Genomic DNA, 22,164 nt, shown 5'->3' with positions numbered 1-22,164 from the left:
CGGCCCGGTGGGGGCCGGTCGGCGGTTTTCCCCACCCCGCCCCTTCCCGAAAGCCCTTGGCGGGCGGCCGGGTGCTTCGCCTGCGGGTGGATGGGAACTGCGCGAGCAACCCAGCACGGTCCGCAGACGAACCGCGGTGCAGGGGGCGCAGCCCCCGCAAAGGGGTCCGGGGGCCCCGTCCCCGGGAGACCGCCTCAACCCCCGCCCGCCCCCGGAGGGTTGCGCGGGGTGGGGGTTCTCACCGGGAGGGTGCGCATCGCAACCCGTAGCGCACCCGCGAACTCCTCGAACTCCTCCCCGCGCGCCGTACCCGTACGGACCGCGAGGGCGACGCGACGCGACGGCGCGGGGTCCGCGAAGTACCCCGTCGCCAGGCGGTCGTTGCGACCCGTCTCCACCTCCACGGCAGTACGCGGCAGCAGCGTCACCCCCAACCCCCCGGCCACCAGCTGGACCAGCGTGGAAAGACCCGCCGCCGTGGTGGTGACCGCCGCCCCCTCCTCCCGCCCCGCCTCCCGGCAGATGTCCAGCGCCTGGTCCCGCAGGCAGTGCCCCTCGTCGAGCAGCAGCAGATCCAGCTCGCGCAACGCCTCGCGCGGCACGTCGACGCGCCCGCCCAGCCAGTGCTCGCGCGGCATCACGAGCACGAAGTCCTCGTCGAAGAGGGGGAGTTCGGTGACCCCGGGCACCCCCAGCGGCACCGCGAGCAGCAGCACGTCCAGCCGCCCCGCCGCAAGACCGTCGAGCAGCGACGCCGTCTGCTCCTCGTGGACCTGGAGGTCGAGCGAGGGATACCGGTCGCGCACCAGCCGCAGCACGGTCGGCAGCAGATACGGCGCCACCGTCGGAATCACCCCGAGCCGCAGCACCCCGGTGAACGGGGCCCGTACCGCCTCGGCCTCCTCCAGGAGCTCACCCACCGCGTCCAGGACCACCTGCGCCCGGACCGCAAGCCGCTCCCCGGCCGGCGAGAGCAGCACCCGCCGGGTCGTACGCTCCAGGAGCTGCACCCCGAGCGTCTCCTCCAGGGCGGAGACGGCACCGGACAGCGCGGGCTGGCTCATCCCGATCGCGGCCGCCGCGTCCCGGAAGTGCAGATGCTCGGCCACGGCCGCGAACGCCCGCAGCTGCGCGAGGCTCGGCTGCTTGACGGGCCTGGCCACGGCCCGCACCCGATGGGCCCCGCCCACCGCGCCCCCACCGGCCGCGCCACCGCCGCCCACACCATTACTTACGGCCACTGATAACCACCTCCGATCACGATGACCGAGTCTAGCTATTTCACTGATCAATGCCTCCTGTGACACCATCCGTAATCCGTCCAACCCCCAGGGAAGACCCCAAAAGGGACCCTTCCCGATCGCAAGGAGTGCGCGTGCTCACTGTCGGTGACAAGTTCCCCGAGTTCGACCTGACCGCCTGCGTCTCACTGGAGAGCGGCCAGGAGTTCGAGCAGATCAACCACAAGACCTACGAGGGCAAGTGGAAGATCGTCTTCGCGTGGCCCAAGGACTTCACCTTCGTGTGCCCGACCGAGATCGCCGCGTTCGGCAAGCTGAACGAGGAGTTCGCCGACCGTGACGCCCAGGTCCTCGGCTTCTCCGGCGACTCCGAGTTCGTCCACCACGCCTGGCGCAAGGACCACGCCGACCTGCGTGACCTGCCCTTCCCGATGATGGCCGACTCGAAGCACGAGCTCATGCGCGACCTCGGCATCGAGGGCGAGGACGGCTTCGCCAAGCGCGCCGTCTTCATCGTCGACCAGAACAACGAGATCCAGTTCTCCATGGTGACCGCCGGTTCCGTCGGCCGTAACCCCAAGGAGGTCCTGCGGGTCCTCGACGCCCTGCAGACCGACGAGCTGTGCCCGTGCAACTGGTCCAAGGGCGACGACACCCTGGACCCGGTCAAGCTCCTCTCGGGCGAGTGAGCGGGAGCTGACCTGACATGGCTCTCGACGAACTCAAGTCCGCCCTGCCGGACTACGCCAAGGACCTCAAGCTGAACCTCGGCTCGGTGATCGGGAACAGCGAGCTCCCGGCCCAGCAGCTCTGGGGCACGGTCCTGGCCTGCGCGATCGCCTCGCGCTCGCCGAAGGTCCTGCGCGAGCTGGAGCCCGAGGCCAAGGCCAACCTCTCCGCCGAGGCGTACACCGCCGCCAAGGCCGCCGCGGCGATCATGGCGATGAACAACGTCTTCTACCGCACGCGCCACCTGCTCTCCGACCCGGAGTACGGGACGCTGCGCGCGGGTCTGCGGATGAACGTCATCGGCAACCCGGGTGTGGAGAAGATCGACTTCGAGCTGTGGTCGCTGGCCGTCTCCGCGGTCAACGGCTGCGGGCAGTGCCTCGACTCGCACGAGCAGGTGCTCCGCAAGGCGGACGTCTCCCGCGAGACGATCCAGGAGGCCGTCAAGATCGCCTCGGTCATCCAGGCGGTGGGCGTCACCCTGGACGCGGAAGCGGTGCTGGCCGAGTAGGTACGTGTTTGACTGCGGGCCGTCACTGGCTGGTCGCGCAGTTCCCCGCGCCCCTTAAAAAGCGGCACCACGTAGCACCGTACGTACGCAAAGGGCCCCGCCGACATCACCGTCGGCGGGGCCCTTTGCGTGCAAGCGAGCTACGTGATGCCCGCATTTAGGGGCGCGGGGAACTGCGCGAGCGACCCAGCACGGTCCGCAGCCGACAGAGCACCTACTCCGCCGGTGTCGTAGCCGCATCCGGTACTGGCTCCGGCGACAGCGGCGCCGCACTGCGCAGCGCGTTCTCCTTCGCGTACGCCCGCAGATAGCCCACCACCGTGTTCGTCACCGCGACCAGCGGGACCGCCACCACCGAGCCGCCGATGCCGCCGATCAGGCCGCCCGCGGCCACCGAGAGGACGACCGCCAGCGGGTGGACCCGTACCGCGCGGCCCAGGATGAAGGGCTGGAGCACATGGCCCTCTATCTGCTGCACGAGCAGCACCACGACCAGCACCATCACGGCCGTGAACACGCCCTCGGTGACCAGGGCGACCACCACCGCGAGCGCGCCCGAGATGACCGCGCCGACCAGCGGGATGAAGGCGAACAGGAAGATGAAGACGGAGAGCGGTACGGCCATCGGAACGTGCAGGAAGTAGATGCCGAGGCCGATGAAGATCGCGTCGATCATCGCCACTATCACCGTGCCCCGCACATACGCGGTGAGCGTGCGCCAGGCGCGCGGACCCGCTCCGGCCACACCCTCCCGGGCCTGGGCCGGGACCAGGTGCAGCACCCACTGCCAGATGCGCGGGCCGTCGTAGAGCAGGAACAGCGTCGAGAACATCGCGAGCAGGATGCCGGTGAGGACTTCCACCAGGACGGTCACGCCCTGGAGGCCCGCCGAGGTTATCTCGTTGGTGTTGTGGCCGATCGTGTCGCTGAGGTTCTTGGCGACCTGGTTGATCTGGTCCTCGGTCACATGGAACGGGCTGTTGAGCAGCCAGCGTTTGAGCTCCTCGATACCCGCTCTGACCTTGAGGGAGAGCAGGTCCAGGTTGTCCATGACCTGCCAGACCACGAACCAGCCGAGCAGGCCCATCACGATGAAGCCGGAGATCGCGGTCACGGCGGTCGCCAGACCGCGCGGCAGACCCATCCGCTTCAGACGGGACACCGTCGGCTGGAGCAGCGCGGTGATGAACAGCGCGGCCACGAACGCCAGGACCACCAGCCGTACGGCACTGATCACCCGCATCAGCACCCACAGCGTCCCCGCGAGCACCAGCAGCCGCCAGCCGATCTCGGCGGAGACCCGCATCCCCCACGGCACGGCGGCCACGGGGTCGGGGCGAGGGGCCACGGCGGGGGCGTAGGCGGGCGGCGCCGGGACGTGCTCGGGGACCGGCCGTCCGGGCGCGGCCCCGTTCGAGGAGGCCGCGGGGACGGCGCCGGCCGGTGTGGGTGTCGCGGCCCGGGCGGCCACGTCGTCGACCGCGGCCCGGGAGACGACGGCCGACACCCCGGCGGCGACGACCGGCGCCTCGGCCGGAACAGCCGCCTCCGGGACGGCGGACGCGGGCGTGGCGGACACGGTCACATCGGACACGGGAGCGGCGGACGTGGGGACTCCGGAAGCGGACACACCGGACACGCTCGTATCGGACGCGTCCGCGTCCTCGCGCGCCTCGGTCTCCGCCCGGCGCTCGTCCAGGCGTTGTCCCATCCTCGTGAGACTGGCGCCCAGCGCTCCGAGCAGTCCCGGCACTTTCGACATGATGCCGCCGCTTCCCTTTCCCCCGGCGATTCTCCCCACCACTCCCCCTGGAGTCGTCCCGCCTGACCGTACACGGGCGAAGCCCCTCACCGAAGGACGGTGAGGGGCTTCGAAAGGTTGACGTACACGAGGTAACGATCGTGACCGGAACCTCGCGCGCGGCCGCCTAGTACCAGCTGTTGGCCTGCCAGAACGACCAGGCACCACACGGGCTGTGGTAGCTGGAGTTCATGTAGTTCAGGCCCCACTTGATCTGGGTGGCCGGGTTGGTCCGCCAGTCCGAGCCGACGGACGACATCTTCGAGCCGGGGAGCGCCTGGACCAGGCCGTACGCGCCGGAGCTCGAATTGACCGCCAGGTAGTTCCAGGTCGACTCGTTGTTCACGATGTTGCTGAAGCACTGGAACTGGTCGGCGGGCACGATCTGCCGTGCGATCGCCTTGACCTGGTCCACCGTGTACGAGCTCTGGACGGGGAACGACGACGGGTCGCGGGTCGCGGAGCGGCTGGCGACCTGCTCCTGCTCGCGCGCCTTGGCCTTCTCGTCCGCCGATTCCTTCTTGGACTTGGCGTCCTTGGCGGCCTGGAGGCGTGCGGCCTCCTCGGCGGACTTCTTCGCCGCGGCGCTGGCCTGGGCCGACTGGGCGTCCGCCTGCTGCGTCAGGGACGCGGTCTGCACCTGGGCCTGCTGGCCCGCGGGGATGTCCGCAAGAAGCGTCGTGTCGGCAGCGGTCGCCTCGACGTTGTCGTTCGAAGCGGTCTGAGGCGCGCCCGAGGCAACACCGACGACGGCGCCGACAGTGGTGACCGCAGTGGCTGACGCCACCGCGAATCCCCGGACCGAGATCCGGCTCACACGGTTTCCTTCCAGCAGCGCCCGCACTGGTGACCTGACGGACGCAATCGTGCCCCTGGCTCTCTCCTCCCAACTGCTCAGGTCACGGGAGGAACTGACCCGGTGGGCAACTCCCTTGCGGGAGCGCCGCGTGGTGCTCGGGCGGCATACGGCGACGCTATTGAGTTACGAGGTACAGGTGTGCCGTATGCGGGGCCTGACGGATGCAAGACTCTGCCGGAGAGCGGCGCCGCAAGGCAATTATTCACCGGGTGTGAAACCTCACATCCCCTGCCACCCGGGTGTTTTGCCGAATCCCTCACACGAAGAGGCGCCGCCCGGCTAAGCTCAACAGCTTCGCGGGCGGCGCCAATTGGGACGTACAGGATCAGATCTGGCCGTCCTCCAGCATTTCGGTCACCAGTGCGGCGATCTGGGACCGCTCGGAGCGGGTCAGGGTGACGTGCGCGAAGAGCGGGTGGCCCTTCAGCTTCTCCACGACGGCCACCACGCCGTCGTACCGCCCGACCCGGAGGTTGTCCCGCTGGGCCACGTCATGCGTGAGCACCACGCGTGAGTTCGCCCCGATTCGGGACAACACGGTCAGCAGGACGTTCCGTTCGAGCGACTGGGCCTCGTCCACGATCACGAACGCGTCGTGCAGGGAGCGGCCGCGGATGTGGGTGAGCGGCAGGACCTCCAGCATGCCGCGCGACGTCACCTCCTCGATCACCTCGCGCGTGGTGACCGCCGACAGGGTGTCGAAGACCGCCTGCGCCCATGGGCCCATCTTCTCGGCCTCGGAGCCGGGCAGATAGCCGAGCTCCTGCCCGCCCACCGCGTACAGCGGGCGGAAGACCATCACCTTCTTGTGCTGGCGGCGCTCCAGGACGGCCTCCAGGCCCGCGCAGAGCGCGAGCGCGGACTTGCCGGTGCCGGCCCGGCCGCCCATCGACACGATGCCGACCTCGGGGTCGAGCAGCAGGTCGAGCGCGACGCGCTGCTCGGCGCTGCGGCCGCGCAGACCGAACGCCTCCCGGTCGCCGCGCACCAGACGGACGTTGCCGTCGGCGGTGACCCGGCCGAGCGCCTTGCCGCGCTCGGACTGGAGCACCAGGCCGTTGTGCACCGGGAGGTCGGCGGCCTCCGGCACGTACAGCGTCTCCTCCTCGAAGAGAAGGTCCACCTGCTCGCCCGAGAGCGACAGTTCGGACATTCCGGTGAAGCCCGAGTCGGTGATGGCCAGTTCCGCCCGGTACTCCTCGGCGAGCAGGCCGACCGACGACGCCTTGATCCGCAGCGGCAGGTCCTTGGAGACGACGGTGACGTCGTACCCCTCGGCCTGGAGATTGCGGGCGACGGCGAGGATCCTTGAGTCGTTGTCCCCCAACCTGTAGCCGGCGGGCAGCACGCCGGGATCGGAATGGTTGAGCTCGACGCGGAGCGTGCCGCCGAGGTCGCCCAGCGGGATGGGGGCGTCGAGGCGTCCGTACCGGACCCGGAAGTCGTCGAGCAGGCGCAGGGCCTGACGGGCGAAATAGCCGAGTTCCGGATGGTGCCTCTTGGCCTCCAGTTCCGTGACCACGACGATCGGGAGCACCACTTCGTGCTCGTCGAACCGGGTCATGGCGCTGGGGTCGGCCAGCAGGACGCTGGTGTCGAGGACGTAGGTGCGCCGGTCGGGCATGCGGCGCTTCGTGCTGGTCACCACGGAAGGACGTACCCCCTCAGAAGAGGTCGGGGTGCGACGGCGTCGCGGGGGTGGGGGCCGGGCTGTGGCCGCGGTGCGCGGGCCGAGCTCCGGCCCTCCGCTCCGTCCGTGCTCAGCGCACGTGCGTCGTGGTGCAAAGGGCCTCCCGGGTGAGTGGCCATTTCGAGCCGCTCAACTGGGAGTGGTATTCCCTCGAACAAGCGCAGCCATGCACGGGCATATGCGCTTGGTGGGGACCAAACGGGTTGACCCCAGGTCAGGACCGGTCGGCTCCGGTCAGGTTCCGTAACGCCGGTGGCGCGCCGCGTAGTCGCGCAGCGCACGCAGGAAGTCCACCTTGCGGAACGCGGGCCAGAAGACTTCACAGAAGTAGTACTCGGAGTGAGCGGACTGCCACAGCATGAAGCCGGACAGGCGCTGTTCGCCGCTGGTGCGGATCACCAGGTCCGGGTCGGGCTGGCCGCGCGTGTACAGGTGCTCCGAGATGTGGTCGACGTCGACGATTTCGGCCAGTTCCTCGAAGCTCGTCCCCTTGGACGCGGCGTCGAGGATCAGGGAGCGGACCGCGTCCGCGATCTCCTGGCGGCCGCCGTAGCCGACGGCGACGTTGACGAGTATGCCGCCGACGTCGTGGGTGGCCTGCTCGGCCTCCTTGAGCACCGACTGGGTGCGCCCGGGCAGCAGGTCCATCGTGCCGACGTGGTTGACGCGCCAGCGGCCGTCCGCCGCCAGATCGCGCACCACGCCCTCGATGATGCCGAGGAGCGGGACCAGCTCGTTGTCCGGCCGGTCCAGGTTGTCCGTGGACAGCATCCAGAGCGTCACGACCTCGACGTCCGTCTCGGCACACCAGCCGAGCAGCTCGTGGATCTTGCTGGCACCCGCCTGGTGCCCCTGCTCGGGGCTGCCGCCGGACGCCTTGGCCCAGCGCCGGTTGCCGTCCAGGATGACGCCGATGTGCTTGGGCACCTGGTCGTGGTCGAGGCGTCCTTCCACCCGGCGTGCGTAGAGCCCGTACACCAGGTCGCGCAAGTTCACCGATTCCACCCTCTCGTTGCCTTCCGGGGGCCGCCGCGGCGCCGTATACGGCCCGCCGCCGGCCTGCCCCAGGGAAGGCACAGTACTGCGGACGGGTCACAGCGGCCCAACTCGGTCGGTCACAAGTCCGTGATAAGCAGGGAAACGTGACTGAATCCCTCCCCCTGAACTACCTCGCCGCCACCGACCGGTACGACTCCATGGAGTACCGGCGGACCGGCCGCAGCGGCCTGAAGCTGCCCGCGCTCTCCCTCGGCCTGTGGCACAACTTCGGCGACGACCGGGCGCTGAACACCCAGCGCGCGATCCTGCGCCGCGCCTTCGACCTGGGCGTCACCCACTTCGATCTGGCCAACAACTACGGCCCCCCGCCCGGCTCCGCCGAGCTGAACTTCGGGAAGATTTTCGGCCAGGACTTCCGGGCATACCGGGACGAGCTGATCATCTCCACCAAGGCGGGCTACGAGATGCACCCCGGCCCGTACGGCGAGTGGGGCTCGCGCAAGTACCTGCTGTCGTCGCTGGACGCCTCGCTCGGCCGGATGGGCCTCGACTACGTCGACATCTTCTACTCGCACCGCTTCGACCCGCACACCCCCCTTGAGGAGACGATGGGCGCGCTGGCGTCCGCCGTCCAGCAGGGCAAGGCGCTGTACGTGGGTGTGTCGTCGTACAACAGCGAGCAGACGGACCAGGCGGCGCGGCTGCTGCGCGAGATGGGGGTGCCGGCCCTGATCCACCAGCCGTCGTACTCCATGATCAACCGCTGGACCGAGGACGACGGCCTGCTCGACACGCTGGAGACAGCCGGGATGGGCTGCATCTCCTTCGTGCCGCTGGCGCAGGGCCTGCTCACCGACAAGTACCTCAAGGGCATCCCGGAGGGCTCCCGGGCCACCCAGGGCAAGTCGCTCGACCCGAACCTGCTCAGCGACGAGGTGGTGCGGCGGCTCAACGGGCTGAACGGCATCGCCGCCCGGCGCGGCCAGTCGCTGGCCCAGCTGGCGATCTCCTGGGTGCTGCGCGACCCCCGGATGACCTCCGCGCTGATCGGCGCGTCCAGTGTGCGGCAGCTGGAGGAGAACGTGGCGGCGCTCGCCGGACCGCCGCTCACCGCCGAGGAGTTGAAGGAGATCGACACCTTCGCCGTGGACACCGCGGGCACCAACATCTGGGCCGGGCGCGGCTGATCACTTCGGTGATCGCCAACTCACGGCGCGCGCACAGAAACCGGGGCACAAAAAAACGGGCCGGTCCGTGGGGGGGATACGGACCGGCCCGAGGGGGGGTTTCCACCATAACCCTTCGTAAGTGATGGTGGGGCCCACGGCGTGCCGGAATTACGCTCCGAAACCGCCGGGACACTGCGACGGACCGCCCACCGGATACCCTCCAAGGGGTACCCGGTGGCCGAACGCTTCTTTGACCGTGCAGGTCAGGGGTGCACCGGCGCCGCCTCGGCCGGGCCGCGCTGCTGGATCTTGAGATCCAGAATGCGGTCCATATGTGCTTCACCCCACTCACCCAATGGTGCGAGTGCCGTGTTCAGGGCCTCACCCTGCGCGGTCAACGAGTACTCCACCCGGGGCGGCACCTCCCGGTAGACCTCGCGGTGGACGATCCCGTCCGCCTCCAGCTCGCGCAGCTGCTGGATGAGCACCTTCTCGGTGACCCCGCCCACCTGACGCCTGAGCTCGCCGAAGCGGTGCGTGCCGGCGTGCAGCGCCCACAGGATCAGCGGCTTCCACTTCCCGCCGACGACGTCGACCGCGGCGTCGAGCCCGCAGTTGTAGCTGATCCCGCCCTTGCTGTGCCTGGTCATGACCGAGCTCCCTCTCCCCATGTACGTACTTCAGGTCCGTGCTCTCAACGCCTGAGCAGGGTGATTCCCTCCCGCTGGGCGACGACCCGGTAGCCGTACGCCTGCTCCGCCTTGATCAGCTCGGCCTCCTGGCGCTCCTTGGGATACGGCCAGTAGCCCGGCGGGTAGGGCCAGGACTCCGCGGGCACCCGGTCGTACACGATCCACTGGGCGCTCGGCGGGGGCACGGGCGCGCCGGTGTCGTAGAGCCGCCAGTGGACGGGGTAGGTCGGGAAGAGCACCACGTCCGTACGCGAAGTGAGCTGCGGGACGAGGCGGTTGGAGGCGGCGACGGTCGCGCCGTCGGGGATGCGGCGCAGCAGGTCGCGGGCGGCGGCGACGTGCGCGGTGGAGCGCCAGGTGGAGCGGTGGGCGAGCTGGGCCAGTGGGAAGGACGGCAGCAGGACGGCCGTGACGGCGAGGGTGGTGGCGAGCGAGGCGCGCACATGGCGGCGGGCCAGCGGGTCGCCGGAGCGCCGGTAGGGGGCGAGCGCGTCGGTCAGGGCGGCGAAGACGATCGGCATCAGCACGGCCGTGTAGTGGAACGAGGTGCCCCAGTGGAACGGGTTCTGCGACAGCATCCGCCAGCCGAGCGTGGGCACGGCGAGCCAGGCGAGCGGTGAGCGCAGGGCGATGAGGGCGGCGGGCGCGAAGACCAGCACGAGGGTGGTGGCCTTCACCTCCGGGCGCACCGCGTCGAGCGGGGCGAGGGCGAGGGTGGTGAGCAGCGAGCCGTGGCCGGGCTCCAGGTTGGCGGCGTGGGCGTAGGTGCCGGCCGGGCTGAAGAACGGCATCAGCACCTTGAACTCCAGGGCGCTGCCCAGGAGTCCGGCGGCGGCGGTCGCGAGCCCGAGCCGGCGCCGCCCCTGCCAGGCGATGTACCCGCCGATCGCGGCGAGGGTCAGCCCCAGGTCCTCCTTGACCAGGAGCAGCGGCGCGGCCCACGCCACGGCGAGCCGCCACCTGCGCATCGCCAGCGCCTCCAGGGCGTACGAGATCAGCGGGACCGCGAAACACACCTCATGGAAGTCGAAGGCGACGGCCGAGGCGATGCCCCAGCTCAGCCCGTATCCGAAGGCGATGACGTGGGCGGCGCGGCGGCCCAGCGCCTGGTGCGCCCGGCGGGCGAGCGGCACGACGGCGACGGCGAGCAGCGCGGCCTGTGCGAAGAGCAGGGTGTACGGGGAGGGGGCGAGCCGGTAGGCAGGCGCGAGGACGGCGAGCACGGGGTGGAAGTGATCCCCGAGGAGGTTGAATCCGTCGCCGCGCAACGGGGCGATCGGGGCGCGGAGTTGGGCGTACTGCTTCACCGCCTGCTCGAAGATGCCGAGGTCGTAGCCGGTGGTACGGATCAGGGCCTGGCGGCGGGCGCCGACGGCGGCGTAGAGCAGGAAGAGCGCGGCGGCCCACCCCCACCACAGCAGGGCGGGCCGCCCCGCCCGGACCCGCGGCGCACGCGCGCGCAGGGGCACGACGGGTACGGTCCGCCGCACGGCGGCTTCCACTTCGCTGACAATTGTCCGCATCCGTTCCATATGGCCGGATGCTAAGCGCTCCGCTGGAATACGCGGCTCTTTGACCGCGGACCGTGCGTGGCTGGTCGCGCAGTTCCCCGCGCCCCTTGAGGCACGCGGTACCGCGATGGACTTCCACCCGTCCGCTCAGAGCCGGTCAGAAGGAACGCAGAGGCTTCCTGGCCTCGATGAGGAACCGTGTCGTGTGCGCGACGAAGGGGCCTTCGGTGCGGATCTGCTCGTCCAGCGCCTTGAGCCGGTCCCGGTGCTCCTCGACGGTGAAACCCGGCACCATCCACACGACCTTGCGCAGGAAGTACACGACGGCCCCGATGTCGTGGAACTCCGTACGCAGCTTCTCCAGTCGCAGATCGGCGACCTGAAGCCCGGCCGCCTCGGCCTCGGTGCGGGCCCGGCCCGGGTCGCGCCGGCCGCGTACGTCGGCGGACTGCGGCCCGAGGAAGTACTCGACCAGCTCGAACACGCTGGCGGGTCCGACCTGTTGGGAGAAGAAGGTGCCGCCGGGGGTGAGCACCCGGGCGATCTCCGACCACCACGTCTTCACCGGGTGCCTGCTGGTCACCAGGTCGAACGCGCCGTCCCCGAACGGCAGCGGCGGCTCGTCGGCGTCGGCCACCACCGCGACGCCGCGCGGGTGCAGCAGGGCGGTCGCGCGGGCGACGTTCGGCGGCCACCCCTCGGTCGCGACGGCGAGCGGCGGGAGCTGCGGCGCGGCGGCCAGCACCTCGCCGCCGCCGGTCTGCACGTCCAGGGCGGCGGTCGCCCGGGCCCAGCGCGCGGCCATGGCCTGGGCGTACCCCCAGGACGGCCGCTCCTCGGTGGCCCGGCCGTCCAGCCACGAGAAGTCCCAGCCGTCCACGGGGGCGGCCTCCGCCTCGGCGATCAGCTCTTCGAAGGTGCGGTTGTTGTGGTTCCGGATGGTATGCGCCATATCTCGGACCCTACGCGCCTTGTGCGGCCGGACGGCCGAGGAGGAGGCCGAACGCGATGACTGCTTTCGCGGCTCGCCCGGCGCGCGACACCACGCCTCAGCGCTTACGCGCCCTGCGCGGCGAGAGAGCCGATGAGCAGGCCGAGGAACGCGCCGCCGAGCATGAAGGGGCCGAACGGGATGGCGTCCTTGCGGCCCGCCCGGCGTACGACGACGAGGGCGAGGCCGTAGCCGCCACCGAGCAGGAATCCGGCGAAAGCGCCGGTGAACAGGGTCACCCAGCCGTACCACCCGAGCACCGTGCCCAGGCCCACGGCGAGCTTCACGTCGCCGAAGCCGAGGCCGCCGGGGTTGACGAGGAAGAGGGTGAAGTACGCGCCGCCGAGCGCGAGTCCGCCGAGGAGGGCGTGGCGCCAGGACCCGGCGTGGTCCGGGACGAGCGCGGCGGCCCCGAGGAGGGCGGCGGCGCCCGCCGCGAGGGGGACGGTGAGGACGTCCGGCAGCCGCTTGACACGCGTGTCGACGGCGGCGAGGAGGACGGCGGGCGGGATGAGGAGCAGCCAGACGGCGAGTTCGGGGTGCGGGCCGGTGGTGGCGGCGAGGGCGGCGGAGGTGGTGGCGGTGACGGTCGCGGTCGCGGTGGCCGTGCTGGTGGTGCGGCACGGTGGGCCGCCCAGCCAGCCCGTGAAAGGGTGCCCGGCGGGGCACTCGGCGCGCCAGGGCTCGTCCGGCTCCACGGCGAGCCGGTACGCGGCGCGCGGGAGCAGCCGGCCGAGGGCCAGGCCGTAGCCGGCGGCGAGGAGGACGAGCAGCAGACGCACCCCGGTCAGCTCCCCCACCCCGCCCCTTCCCTAAACCCTCCGGGGGTGGGTGGGGGTGAAGGAGGCTTTCCCGGGGGCTACGCCCCCGGACCCCTGGCGGGGCTCCGCCCCTGCACCCCTCGGGGGCTCCGCCCCCGGAACCCTCTTGCGGGGCTCCGCCCCTGCACCCCTGGGGCTTCGCCCCCGGACCCCGTTTTCTTCTGCGGACCGTGCTGGGTTGCTCGCGCAGTTCCCCGCGCCCCTTAGATGGGCCCTTCGGGCCCTCCTTCAGGGGCGCGGGGAACTGCGCGACCAGCCCCCACCGGGCCGTAGCCGACCGACAACCGCCGGAGGCTTTCGGGGAAGGGGCGGGGTGGGGGCCTATAGCCTGAGCCCATGGCTCGATGGGCGGATGGGGATGGGGAGTTGGGGGTCGAGGGCGGCGGCAGCCACGCCGTGCCGCTCATCGTCGCCGCCTCCTACCGCGCCCGCACCCGCGGCCTCCTGGGCCGGACCGGGATCGACGGCGCCATCCTCCTCACCCCCGCCGCCTCCGTACACACCTTCCGTATGCGGTTCGCCATCGACGTCGCCTACCTCGACCGCACGCTCCGCGTCATCGCGGTCCACACCGTCCCCCCCAACCGCCTCACCGCCCCCCGCCTGCGCGCCCGCCACATCCTGGAGGCGGAGGCGGGAGCCATGGAAGGGTGGGGGATCCGGCCCGGCGTGCAGCTATACGTACGCCCCAGGGCCTGACACACGGCCGGGAACCGTCCTTGCGAGCCCCGCTCGCGGCTGCCTACGATCACGGGACGGCATCGCGCGTTGGTCACCGGCCGGGTGAGCGTGGAGGTGCCCGTGAGATGCCCGTTGGAGGCATTCCACCGTGTCAGTCGAGTTGAATCACACCATCATCCATTCCCGGGACAACCGGGCTTCCGCCGAGTTCCTGGCGGACATCCTGGGGCTGCGGGTCGGCGACGAGTGGGGACCGTTCGTCCCCGTCGAGACGGCCAACGGCGTGACCCTGGACTTCGCCACCGGCGACCCGGACAAGATCGTGCCGCAGCACTACGCGTTCCTCATCTCCGAGGACGAGTTCGACGTCGGCTTCGAGAAGATCAAGCAGGCGGGCGTGCGGTACTTCGCGGACCCGTACATGAAACGCCCGAACGAGATCAACCACAACGACGGCGGCCGGGGCGTCTACTTCCTCGACCCCTCCGGTCACGCCATGGAGCTGATCACCCGCCCGTACGGTGGCGGCGGCCGCGAGGTCAGCGGCTCCTAGCGATCCCCGGGGTCGTACCAGTGCGCGGCGCGTGCGCTTTTTTCCAAGCCACGCGCCGCCCGCCCCCGGCAGTCTGTGTGGTGCGCGGGAGCGTCACAGCTGCGGACGTTGACGGGGGCCCGCGCGCATACGGGGCCCGGCCGACCGCACCTCCACCCGGCCGGCCGGGCCCACCCTCTCCACCGCGCGGCGGCCTACGGGGTCGCCCCGCGCGGGAACGAGACCTCCACGCGGCGGTTCTTGCGGCGGCCGTCCTCCGAGGAGTTGTCGGCGATCGGGTAGTCCTCCGCGTAACCCCGGATGTCGAACGTGACCGATCCCCCGCCGACCGCCTGCGACAGCACGCCCTGCACCGCGTCGGCCCGCTGCTTGGACAGCGTGACGCCGTGTTCGTGCGTACCGAGGTTGTCGGTGAAGCCGAACACCCGGACGTTCGTGGCCTTCTGCTTCTTGATCTCGTCCGCGATCGCCTGGATACGGCCGGTCGCCTCGGGCGAGAGCGCCGCGCTGTCCTTGCCGAAGAGGACTTCGGCCTGGAGCGCGAAGGAGATGTCGGCGTTGGTGTCGGAGCGGCGTTCCTCGCCGCCCATGTCCTCGACGACCGACTTGATGTCGACGACCCTGGGCGCCGCGAGCGTGGCTCCGTCGGAGAGCTTGAGGCCGGGCGCGTTCGCGTCGACCCGTACGGGCGGGGACGCGGACGGTACGGCGGTGGGGTTCGGGTCGTCGGCGAAGGCCGGGCCCGTCCCCGCGAACAGCAGCGCCCCGAGCGCCCCGACGGCGACCGCCGCCGCGAGCTTACGGGTGCGTGGCGTTTGCGCGTACGCCTGACTTCTGAGATCCCGCATCGTGTGCCTCAGCCGGAGATCTTGATGGTGGCGGTGGGCATGGTGGGGAGCTGGAAGTCGACTTCGGTGACGTTGGCGGGGGGTGCGGGGAACTGGGCGTAGAAGGGGATTTTCTGGCCTGCCGTCAGGCCGGTCGGGAAGCGCGTGCACAGGCAGCGGCCGTCGGTGTCGCGCAGGATCAAGTACCGCTTCTTGCCCGTCTTGTCCACCAGTGACGCGCCCGCCATCGACGCCCCGTTGTCCCGCAACTCCTGCTCGCTGCCCTGCCAGCCGGGGGCCGTGAACCCCTGCGACGAGTTGTTCGCCACCACACCCTCGACGGTGACGAAGCCGCCCGTGTCGCGCTTCGCGCTGTTGACCACGATCTGGATGCCGTCGCCGCCCGTGACGGTCGCCAGCACCTCGTTGCTCTGCGTCGTGGGCGCGTTGCTCTGGGACTGGGACTTCCCGCCGGACGCGGCCGCAGGGGTGGACGTCTTGTCGTCCGCCTTCTTGTCGCCGCCGCCGTCCCCGCCGCAGGCGGTCAAGGTGAGAGCCAGGGCGGCAGCGGCCGTCGCGGCGGCCACGCCTCTCCCCCACGCTCTGTTCTTGGCCCTATCCATCAGTCGGTCCCTCGCTTCTTCCTTCGCTTACTTCTTGGCCAGCTGGACGGAGAACAGGTCGGACGCCTTGGGCAGCAGATCGAGGTGTGCCGGGTCGACATCGAAGTCCCGCTTGTCGCAGACGAGTCGGTACGTCTTCGCATCGCCCCCGGGGCCGCCCGGCGCGGGCGACTCCCCGGGGGTCGCTGTCACCGTCGGCGTCGGCTCAGGCGACTGGCCCGGCTGGCCATCCTGGAGGCGGCAGCGCGGTACGACCACGGCGGTCGCCTTCGCGGCGCCCTTGTGGTCGCTCGTGGCGGCGATGACCGAGCTGCCCGCCGTCTTGTTGGTCCGCACGGCGACCTGGTAAGTGGGCTCGGGTGTGAAAGAGAGGTTGCAGCCGTCCGGATCGACCGTGGCGTCGTTGCGCCCCGCGAGGTCGTGTGCCGCCCCGCAGGAGTCGTGCGGGAGCAGCCCGCCCCGGTCGCCGTCGAGCAGCTGCTGCCAGCGGACGAGGTCGAAGGTGGCGAGCATCCCCTTGCGCAACTGGTCCCGGAAGTCCTGCGCGGCCGCGAGCGCCGCCGCGTCCGCCGCCGTCTGGGCCTCGTTGCGCTTCACCGCCGCCTGACCCACCGCGAAGTAGGCGAACGCGAGAAAGAGCAGGCCCGCCACCGCCGTGATGTAGAGGGGGAAGGCCTGCCCGCGGTCGCCTCGGGGGCGACGGGACGTACGGGATGTGGGGGATGTACGGGACGGACGTGTCGTCAGGGGTTGATCTTGTTGATCGCGGCGGTGATCTTCTGCGCGATGGCCGTGCCGAAATTCGTCTGCGTAAGCACCAGAATGATCGCCACCACCACGATGATGATCCCCATGTACTCCACCGCCCCCTGCCCCCGGTCCCCCCGGCGTCGCAGGGCCTCGGCCGTGGTGTTCAGCCAGCCGTGAACCCGGGTCCTGGCGGCGGTCGCGGGCTTGAGGAGTTTGTCGTTCATGGCGGGGGTCCCCTCCGGGTTCGACGGCGGTGCCGCATTCGACAGCGGCACCGTACCGGGGGGTTCCGGTGGGGGCACAGGGTCCCAGGGCCCAATTCCGCGCCCGGCGGGCGAGTTCGGGCAGGGTTCGAGGCCGTGGGGCCGACGCCGTCGTCCGCCGGGCGAGTCGGGAGGGCTTCCGGGGCCGGAGCGCCCGTTGCCGCCATCGCGATCGCCTCATCCCGCCACCCCCTGCCCCGCCCGCGTGCCCAGCCACGTCGCGACCGCCTGGGTGCGGCTGTTGCTGTGCAGCTTCGCGAAGATCCGGTTGATGTGGTTCTTCACCGTCTTCTCGCTGATGAAGCAGGCGTCGGCGATCTGCCGATTGCTCATGCCCACCGCGATCAGCTCCATCACCTCCACCTCCCTCCTGCTCAGCAGGTGCTCGCCAAGTCCCCTGGTGCGGGCCGGAGTTTGCCTCCGGAGTCTCGCGAACGACTGTCCCACATCCGGTTGCATCCGCGAAGCCTCTTCGTTCGGATTTAACGAAACGAACGGGTCCATGACACTTCCCGACGCCATCCCCGGCTCCGCCAGCGCCCTCGCCGCCGTCTCCGTGAACCGTGACCGCCCCGCCGTGATGTCCCGTACCGCTCCCACCAGTTGCTCCACGGTGAACTCGCCGTGCACCAGATAGCCGCCCGCGCCCAGCCGCAGCGCCTCGCGTACGGTCGCGCTCTCCCCGCTGTACGTCAGCATCAGCACCGGCGCCACCCGCACCAGGCGGGGCAGGGCCGTCAGTCCGTCCACACCCGGCATACGCACATCGAGCAGGACCACGTCCGGCCGATGCCGTACCGCCGCCTCGTACGCCGCACCCCCGTCCGCCGCCTCCGCGACCACCTCCATGCCGTCGCGACCGCACAGCAGCGCGGTGAGCCCGGCCCGTACGACCGGGTTGTCGTCCGCCACCACCACCCGCATGCCGGGCCTCCTCCCGTCGCTCATCACCGTGCTCAGCCCGCCGTCAGCGCCGTCAGCGGCAGGTCGAGGCGGACCTCCGTGCCCCGCGCCGCCTCGCCCCGGCCGATGCGGATCCGCGCGCCCAGGCCCGCCGCCCGCTCGACCATGCCGACCACCCCGAAGTGGCCCGCCCGCCTGAGCCCTTCGAGGGTCGTGCCCGGCGGCAGGCCGCGCCCGTCGTCGTACACGCTGATCCGGAACAGATCGCCGACCACCCCCGCCGACACGTCGACCCGGGACGGGCCCGCGTGGCGGTGGGCGTTCTCCAGGGCCTCCGCCGTGATCGTGAGCAGCTGGCGCGCGATCGGGTGCGGTACGGGCGGCAGCGTCGGGGAACCGTCGAGCGGCTGGTACGTGAACCAGATGTCCTCGCTGCGCAGGGCGAACTCCCGGACCCGCGCCGACAGTTCACGCATCACGTCGATTCCGCCGCCCTCGTCCTTCTCTCGCCGCAGGTCCGCCAGGAGTTCGCGCGACTGAGCCGCCGCCCGGCGGGCCGAGCGGGCGACAAGGAGGGCGCGGCGGCGGACCGCCGACGGGTCCTCGGCCGAGGCGGCCGTGGCCAGGCCCTCGGCGGCGAGTGCGACGCCGTGCAGCGTCTTCGCCACCGAGTCGTGCAATTCCCGGGCCAGATACGCCCGTTCCTCCTCCACCGCCAGCCGCTCGCGGGTCCGGGCGAGGGCCCGGGACGCCTCGCCGAACCGCAGCAGCAGGCCGCCCAGACCCACCCCGGCCGCCCCGGACAGGACGCAGAAGCCGGGCAGCAGGAGCGAGGAGGGGACGGCCTCGTGGTAGCGGCGCTCGGCCATGTACGCCAGCGCCAGGATCACGCACTGGAGCCCGGCGAAGACTCCCGCGCCCCGCCACCCGTACACCAGACCGGCGAGCAGCGGGGTGCAGACCACCACGTACGCCAGGGTCGAGTCGGGGGTCGCCGTGAACAGGAGCAGCGCGCCGAAGACCGTGTCCACGGCGAGCAGGGACGGGTGGCGCAGGAGCAGGGGGCCGAAGCGCTCCCAGTCGCGGTAGAGCGCGTACGAGCCCATGAAGGTGATCAGGACCGCCCCCGACACCAGCCAAGTCGGGCCGCCCGCCGCCGTGTTGGTCAGGGCGAAGGGGGTCGCCAGCCCTATCATCGCCAGCCTGAACAGGAACACCTGTCTGCACAGCGCCTGCAAGGCGTTCAGCTGGAGGGAGACCTCGGTCGTGTCGGGCATGGCCGCCGCCTCACTTCCCGGTCAGTGAGCCGAGGTCGGCGTCCGACCCGAGGAGCATCGCCGACGCCATCAGGATCATGGTGGCGGGCACCATGAACGTGGTGACCATCAGCGTCGCCTTCGGCACCGCCTTGGCGGCCTTGCGGCGGGCGTTCTGGGCGTCGGTGCGGCGCATGTCGGTGGCGATCGCTATCAGGGTGTCCACGATGGGCGCGCCCAGCTCCTCGCCCTGCTGGAGCGCGGTGACGAACATCGCGACCTGCTCGGAGTCGTTGCGCCGGCGCAGATCGTCGAAGGCCTGGCGGCGGCTCACGCCCATGTCCATCTGGCGCAGGGCGATGCGCACTTCGTCGGCCCAGGGGCCCTCGTACTTCTCGGCGACCCGCTCCAGCGCCTGGCGAAAGCCCAGTCCGGCCGAGACGACCACGGCCAGGACGTCGAGGAAGTCCGGCAGGGTGCGCTCGATGTCGTCGCGGCGCTGGCGCACGGCGACCCAGATGCCGACCTCGACCCAGTAGTAGGCGAAGGCGAGCATGAGCACGGCCAGCAGGTAGTTGCCACCGGTCAGCATCACCACCGCGCCGACCGCGCCCAGCGCCCCGTACACCGCGCGCCGGGCCGCGTACCGGTCGATGGTCAGGCCCCCGGGGTTGCCCGCCATGTCGATCCTGCGGCGCTTCTCGTTGACCCGCCTGGGGCCCATCAGGCGCAGGACGAACGGCGCGTAGCGGATGCCGAGGCGGTCGATGGCGCCGCCGGTGCGGGTGGTGCGGGTGGCGCCGACCTCCAGAGCGAGCCGCAGGTCGGTGGGGAGCTTGGTCTCGGCGCGGTACATCCGTACGCCCTGGAAGGCGCCCAGGACGCTGAGCGCCAGGACCAGTCCGAGGATCAGTTCCATGCCCGGCTCCTGATGTCCATGTCCCACTCCATCGCCGACTCCATGTCCGGCTCCGTCCCCGACTCCATGTCCGGCTCCTCCGTGGTCCTCAGACGTCGATCTTCGAGATACGGCGGATCGCCACGAAGCCGAGGGCGTAGAGGCCGAGGGCGACGACGACGGCGGCCTGACCGAGGAACGTGCCGGTCATCTTGGCGAGCGAGCCCGGCGCGATCTGGTTGACCAGCAGCATCGCGCCGACCCCGATCGCCGGGACCGCGTACGCCGTGGTGTTCACCTGGGACAGCTGGGTGCGCACCTCGCGGCGGGTCTCCTTGCGCTCCTCCAGGGTGGTGGTGAGGTTGCGCAGCGAGTTGACGACCGCGCCGCCCGCCCGGTTGGAGAGGATCAGCGTCGAGACCAGGACGACCAGTTCGCGGGACGGGAGCCTGCGGGCCAGCTCGTCCAGCGCGTCGTCCAGGGTGCGGCCCACCGCCAACTGGTCGGCCACCGCCTTCAGTTCGTCGCCCGCCGGGGCCTCCAGCTCGTCCGCCGCCATCGCGATCGCGGTGCGCAGGGCGAGTCCGGCCTGGGTGGCGTTGGCGATCACGCGGGAGATCTCGGGGAGCTGGTTGATGAACGCCTCGGTGCGCCGGGTGCGCTGCCAGGTGAGGAAGGTGTTGGCCGCCCACAGGCCCGCGAGCGCCGCGAGCGGGCCGAAGAAGGAGGCGAGGACGGAGGCCGCCACGATCCACAGGCCCACCACCGCCGCGAGTACGTAGACGGCGTACTCGCCGGGTGTCACGTTCAGGCCGGTCACCGCGAGCTTGCGCTCGATGCGCTTGCCCAGGTTCGTACGGCGCAGCCTGCGGTCCACGGCGGCGAACCGGCGGCGGCGCCCGGCGGGGGGCGGCTCGCCCGCGGCGGAGAGGCGTTCGACCAGGGCGCGGCGCTGGGCGCGGCCCGTGGCGTACGCGTGCGCGCCGGCGGCGGCCGCCGCGCAGGCGAGCAGCGTGCCCCCGATCGTCAGCTGGGCGAGTCCGTCCATGGCGCTGCTTACCTTGCCTCTCGGGTGGCGAGCTGTTCGTCGAAGGACGCGATGCCGAACGCCTGCGGGACGGGCTGCCCGGCGAGGTAGAGGCGGTCGGCGACGCGGCGCGGGATCGGGAAGTACTGGAACTCGCCGTGCACCCGCCCGTCGGCGCCCATCGGGCGGGCGGCGAACCGGGCGACGGTGGCGAGCCGGTAGGGGTCGCGGCCGTGCGAGTCGAGCAGGGCGATCTCGGTGACCCGGCGGGAGCCGTCGGCGTGCCGGGTGAGCTGGACCAGGACGTCGACCGCCGAGTTGATCTGGTCGTGCAGCGCCTCGAACGGGATCTTGATCTCGGACATGGAGGCGAGGGTCTGGAGCCGCATCAGCGCGTCCTCGGCGCTGTTGGCGTGGACGGTGGCGAGCGAGCCGTCGTGGCCGGTGGACATCGCCTGGAGCATGTCGAGCGACTCGCCGCCGCGCACCTCGCCGACCACGATCCGGTCGGGGCGCATGCGCAGCGAGTTGCGCACCAGGTCGCGGATCGAGATGTGCCCCTTGCCCTCGACGTTCGCCGGGCGGGCCTCCAGGCGGATCACATGGGACTGCTGGAGCTGGAGTTCGGCGGAGTCCTCGATGGTGATGATCCGCTCGTGTTCGGGGATCAGCCCGGACAGGGCGTTGAGCAGGGTCGTCTTGCCGGTGCCGGTGGCGCCCGAGACGATCACGTTGAACTTGGCCTGGATCAGCCCGGCGAGCAGCAGCAGCATGGGCTGGTCGAGCGAGCCGAAGCCGATCAGCTCGGGCAGCGTGAAGGAGCGCGGGAAGCGGCGGATGGTGAGGGTGGCGCCGGTGAGCGAGAGCGGCGGGATGATCACGTTGACGCGCTCGCCGGACGGCAGCCGGGCGTCCACCATCGGGTTGGACTCGTCGACCCGGCGGTTGACGGTCGACACGATCCGCTCGATGGTCTGCATCAGCTGCTCGTGCGAGGCGAACCGCATGGGCAGCCGCTCGACCCGGCCGCCGCGCTCGACGTAGATGTGGTCCGGGCCGTTGACCATGATCTCGGTGACGGAGGCGTCTTCGAGCAGCGGTTCCAGTACGCCCAGGCCCAGCGCCTCGTCGACGACCCGGCGGATCAGCTGGGCCCGCTCGCCGGTCGACAGGACCGGGCCCTCGCGGCTGAGGATGTGGCCGAGGACGCGTTCGAGCCGCGCCCGGCGCTCGGCGGCCGCCAGCGACGACATCTCCGCGAGGTCGATCTCCTCCAGGAGCTTGCCCCGGTAGGTGGCGACGAGATGGGCGTCGCCCTCGCTCCCCCGGGTCTCCTCGGGGGCGGTGATACGGGCCCGCAGGCTCATCT

General features: G+C 71.1%; 23 protein-coding genes. 5 read left to right on the top strand and 18 right to left on the bottom strand.

Translation table 11 applies throughout. The annotated features are described in order from the left end of the window. Nucleotides 1–194 precede the first annotated feature (194 nt). Complete coding sequence (locus ACGFRG_RS34935; protein WP_361422836.1) at nucleotides 195–1,190, bottom strand: LysR substrate-binding domain-containing protein; 996 nt, start codon at nucleotides 1,188–1,190, stop codon at nucleotides 195–197. Nucleotides 1,191–1,375: 185 nt separating this feature from the next. Here ACGFRG_RS34935 and ACGFRG_RS34930 point away from each other — a divergent pair, with 185 nt between their 5' ends. Then, entirely contained in the window at nucleotides 1,376–1,930 is a 555-nt protein-coding gene (locus tag ACGFRG_RS34930; RefSeq protein WP_361422269.1) for a peroxiredoxin, read from the top strand. A gap of 17 nt (nucleotides 1,931–1,947) precedes the next feature. Then, nucleotides 1,948–2,481: an alkyl hydroperoxide reductase gene (locus ACGFRG_RS34925; protein ID WP_361422266.1), complete on the top strand. Its 534-nt coding sequence runs from the start codon at nucleotides 1,948–1,950 to the stop codon at nucleotides 2,479–2,481. A 214-nt stretch (nucleotides 2,482–2,695) separates the two neighbouring features. Here ACGFRG_RS34925 and ACGFRG_RS34920 read toward each other — a convergent pair whose 3' ends face one another. The 4 genes from ACGFRG_RS34920 to ACGFRG_RS34905 all read right to left on the bottom strand — a co-directional run bounded on the left by ACGFRG_RS34920 (nucleotide 2,696) and on the right by ACGFRG_RS34905 (nucleotide 7,827). Further along, the gene (locus tag ACGFRG_RS34920; protein WP_361422263.1) at nucleotides 2,696–4,243 is read right to left on the bottom strand and encodes an AI-2E family transporter; all 1,548 of its coding nucleotides are present in this window, start codon (nucleotides 4,241–4,243) and stop codon (nucleotides 2,696–2,698) included. 166 nt (nucleotides 4,244–4,409) lie between these two features. Continuing rightward, nucleotides 4,410–5,099 (bottom strand): transglycosylase SLT domain-containing protein, encoded by a 690-nt coding sequence (locus ACGFRG_RS34915; RefSeq protein ID WP_361422260.1) that lies wholly within the window; start codon nucleotides 5,097–5,099, stop codon nucleotides 4,410–4,412. 367 nt (nucleotides 5,100–5,466) lie between these two features. Continuing rightward, nucleotides 5,467–6,789, bottom strand: a complete 1,323-nt coding sequence (locus tag ACGFRG_RS34910) for a PhoH family protein (RefSeq protein WP_361422257.1) — start codon at nucleotides 6,787–6,789, stop codon at nucleotides 5,467–5,469. Between the two features lie 276 nt (nucleotides 6,790–7,065). After that, the gene (locus ACGFRG_RS34905; protein WP_188276137.1) at nucleotides 7,066–7,827 is read right to left on the bottom strand and encodes an isoprenyl transferase; all 762 of its coding nucleotides are present in this window, start codon (nucleotides 7,825–7,827) and stop codon (nucleotides 7,066–7,068) included. A gap of 146 nt (nucleotides 7,828–7,973) precedes the next feature. Here ACGFRG_RS34905 and mgrA point away from each other — a divergent pair, with 146 nt between their 5' ends. Then, nucleotides 7,974–9,017: an L-glyceraldehyde 3-phosphate reductase gene (gene mgrA, locus ACGFRG_RS34900; protein WP_361422254.1), complete on the top strand. Its 1,044-nt coding sequence runs from the start codon at nucleotides 7,974–7,976 to the stop codon at nucleotides 9,015–9,017. A 245-nt stretch (nucleotides 9,018–9,262) separates the two neighbouring features. Here mgrA and ACGFRG_RS34895 read toward each other — a convergent pair whose 3' ends face one another. The 4 genes from ACGFRG_RS34895 to ACGFRG_RS34880 form a co-directional block, all read right to left on the bottom strand. Next, a complete protein-coding gene (locus tag ACGFRG_RS34895) occupies nucleotides 9,263–9,649 on the bottom strand; it encodes a winged helix-turn-helix transcriptional regulator (RefSeq protein WP_393270544.1) in 387 nt (128 codons plus the stop codon). A gap of 44 nt (nucleotides 9,650–9,693) precedes the next feature. Then, a complete protein-coding gene (locus ACGFRG_RS34890; RefSeq protein ID WP_361422248.1) occupies nucleotides 9,694–11,160 on the bottom strand; it encodes a DUF2079 domain-containing protein in 1,467 nt (488 codons plus the stop codon). Between the two features lie 199 nt (nucleotides 11,161–11,359). After that, complete coding sequence (locus ACGFRG_RS34885) at nucleotides 11,360–12,154, bottom strand: methyltransferase domain-containing protein (RefSeq protein ID WP_361422245.1); 795 nt, start codon at nucleotides 12,152–12,154, stop codon at nucleotides 11,360–11,362. 104 nt (nucleotides 12,155–12,258) lie between these two features. Beyond that, nucleotides 12,259–12,993, bottom strand: coding sequence for a prepilin peptidase (locus ACGFRG_RS34880; protein WP_393270539.1), 735 nt, complete (start codon nucleotides 12,991–12,993; stop codon nucleotides 12,259–12,261). A 357-nt stretch (nucleotides 12,994–13,350) separates the two neighbouring features. On the opposite strand from ACGFRG_RS34880, the gene ACGFRG_RS34875 reads away from it, so the two are divergent. Together ACGFRG_RS34875 and ACGFRG_RS34870 are read left to right on the top strand one after the other, a co-directional pair. After that, nucleotides 13,351–13,713, top strand: a complete 363-nt coding sequence (locus tag ACGFRG_RS34875; protein ID WP_361422242.1) for a DUF192 domain-containing protein — start codon at nucleotides 13,351–13,353, stop codon at nucleotides 13,711–13,713. Between the two features lie 130 nt (nucleotides 13,714–13,843). Beyond that, a complete protein-coding gene (locus ACGFRG_RS34870) occupies nucleotides 13,844–14,248 on the top strand; it encodes a VOC family protein (protein WP_361422239.1) in 405 nt (134 codons plus the stop codon). Nucleotides 14,249–14,442: 194 nt separating this feature from the next. On the opposite strand, the gene ACGFRG_RS34865 is transcribed toward ACGFRG_RS34870, so the two are convergent. The 9 genes from ACGFRG_RS34865 to ACGFRG_RS34825 all read right to left on the bottom strand — a co-directional run bounded on the left by ACGFRG_RS34865 (nucleotide 14,443) and on the right by ACGFRG_RS34825 (nucleotide 22,162). Further along, nucleotides 14,443–15,096 (bottom strand): OmpA family protein, encoded by a 654-nt coding sequence (locus ACGFRG_RS34865; protein WP_361422236.1) that lies wholly within the window; start codon nucleotides 15,094–15,096, stop codon nucleotides 14,443–14,445. Between the two features lie 8 nt (nucleotides 15,097–15,104). After that, nucleotides 15,105–15,662: a hypothetical protein gene (locus ACGFRG_RS34860; RefSeq protein WP_393270534.1), complete on the bottom strand. Its 558-nt coding sequence runs from the start codon at nucleotides 15,660–15,662 to the stop codon at nucleotides 15,105–15,107. 63 nt (nucleotides 15,663–15,725) lie between these two features. After that, a complete protein-coding gene (locus ACGFRG_RS34855; protein WP_393270553.1) occupies nucleotides 15,726–16,445 on the bottom strand; it encodes a pilus assembly protein TadG-related protein in 720 nt (239 codons plus the stop codon). Continuing rightward, nucleotides 16,442–16,672, bottom strand: coding sequence for a hypothetical protein (locus tag ACGFRG_RS34850; protein WP_393270531.1), 231 nt, complete (start codon nucleotides 16,670–16,672; stop codon nucleotides 16,442–16,444). Before ACGFRG_RS34850 ends, ACGFRG_RS34855 begins: the two co-directional genes overlap by 4 nt. 216 nt (nucleotides 16,673–16,888) lie before the next feature. Next, nucleotides 16,889–17,659 carry a response regulator gene (locus tag ACGFRG_RS34845; RefSeq protein WP_393270528.1) on the bottom strand — a complete coding sequence of 257 codons (771 nt, stop codon included), beginning with the start codon at nucleotides 17,657–17,659 and terminating at the stop codon, nucleotides 16,889–16,891. 8 nt (nucleotides 17,660–17,667) lie between these two features. After that, the gene (locus ACGFRG_RS34840; protein ID WP_393270526.1) at nucleotides 17,668–18,891 is read right to left on the bottom strand and encodes a sensor histidine kinase; all 1,224 of its coding nucleotides are present in this window, start codon (nucleotides 18,889–18,891) and stop codon (nucleotides 17,668–17,670) included. 10 nt (nucleotides 18,892–18,901) lie between these two features. Continuing rightward, nucleotides 18,902–19,789, bottom strand: a complete 888-nt coding sequence (locus tag ACGFRG_RS34835) for a DUF5936 domain-containing protein (RefSeq protein ID WP_361422221.1) — start codon at nucleotides 19,787–19,789, stop codon at nucleotides 18,902–18,904. Between the two features lie 88 nt (nucleotides 19,790–19,877). Beyond that, nucleotides 19,878–20,816 carry a type II secretion system F family protein gene (locus ACGFRG_RS34830; protein ID WP_393270523.1) on the bottom strand — a complete coding sequence of 313 codons (939 nt, stop codon included), beginning with the start codon at nucleotides 20,814–20,816 and terminating at the stop codon, nucleotides 19,878–19,880. A gap of 8 nt (nucleotides 20,817–20,824) precedes the next feature. Beyond that, nucleotides 20,825–22,162 carry a CpaF family protein gene (locus tag ACGFRG_RS34825; RefSeq protein WP_361422215.1) on the bottom strand — a complete coding sequence of 446 codons (1,338 nt, stop codon included), beginning with the start codon at nucleotides 22,160–22,162 and terminating at the stop codon, nucleotides 20,825–20,827. Between the last annotated feature and the right edge of the window lie 2 nt (nucleotides 22,163–22,164).

Source organism: Streptomyces sp. NPDC048696, from assembly GCF_043198895.1.
Taxonomy (GTDB): Bacteria; Actinomycetota; Actinomycetes; order Streptomycetales; family Streptomycetaceae; genus Streptomyces.
Note: the sequence above shows the minus strand (reverse complement) of the source record. Positions and strands in the feature narration are given on the sequence as shown.

Bases quoted from the DNA above. Each gene is read 5' to 3' on its own strand.
- ACGFRG_RS34925 (WP_361422266.1), top strand. From the start codon at position 1,948: ATGGCTCTCGACGAACTCAAGTCCGCCCTGCCGGACTACGCCAAGGAC.
- ACGFRG_RS34920 (WP_361422263.1), bottom strand. From the start codon at position 4,243: ATGTCGAAAGTGCCGGGACTGCTCGGAGCGCTGGGCGCCAGTCTCACG.
- ACGFRG_RS34895 (WP_393270544.1), bottom strand. From the start codon at position 9,649: ATGACCAGGCACAGCAAGGGCGGGATCAGCTACAACTGCGGGCTCGAC.
- ACGFRG_RS34885 (WP_361422245.1), bottom strand. From the start codon at position 12,154: ATGGCGCATACCATCCGGAACCACAACAACCGCACCTTCGAAGAGCTG.
- ACGFRG_RS34875 (WP_361422242.1), top strand. From the start codon at position 13,351: ATGGCTCGATGGGCGGATGGGGATGGGGAGTTGGGGGTCGAGGGCGGC.
- ACGFRG_RS34865 (WP_361422236.1), bottom strand. From the start codon at position 15,096: ATGCGGGATCTCAGAAGTCAGGCGTACGCGCAAACGCCACGCACCCGT.
- ACGFRG_RS34850 (WP_393270531.1), bottom strand. From the start codon at position 16,672: ATGAACGACAAACTCCTCAAGCCCGCGACCGCCGCCAGGACCCGGGTT.
- ACGFRG_RS34845 (WP_393270528.1), bottom strand. From the start codon at position 17,659: ATGAGCGACGGGAGGAGGCCCGGCATGCGGGTGGTGGTGGCGGACGAC.
- ACGFRG_RS34840 (WP_393270526.1), bottom strand. From the start codon at position 18,891: ATGCCCGACACGACCGAGGTCTCCCTCCAGCTGAACGCCTTGCAGGCG.
- ACGFRG_RS34835 (WP_361422221.1), bottom strand. From the start codon at position 19,789: ATGGAACTGATCCTCGGACTGGTCCTGGCGCTCAGCGTCCTGGGCGCC.
- ACGFRG_RS34830 (WP_393270523.1), bottom strand. From the start codon at position 20,816: ATGGACGGACTCGCCCAGCTGACGATCGGGGGCACGCTGCTCGCCTGC.
- ACGFRG_RS34825 (WP_361422215.1), bottom strand. From the start codon at position 22,162: ATGAGCCTGCGGGCCCGTATCACCGCCCCCGAGGAGACCCGGGGGAGC.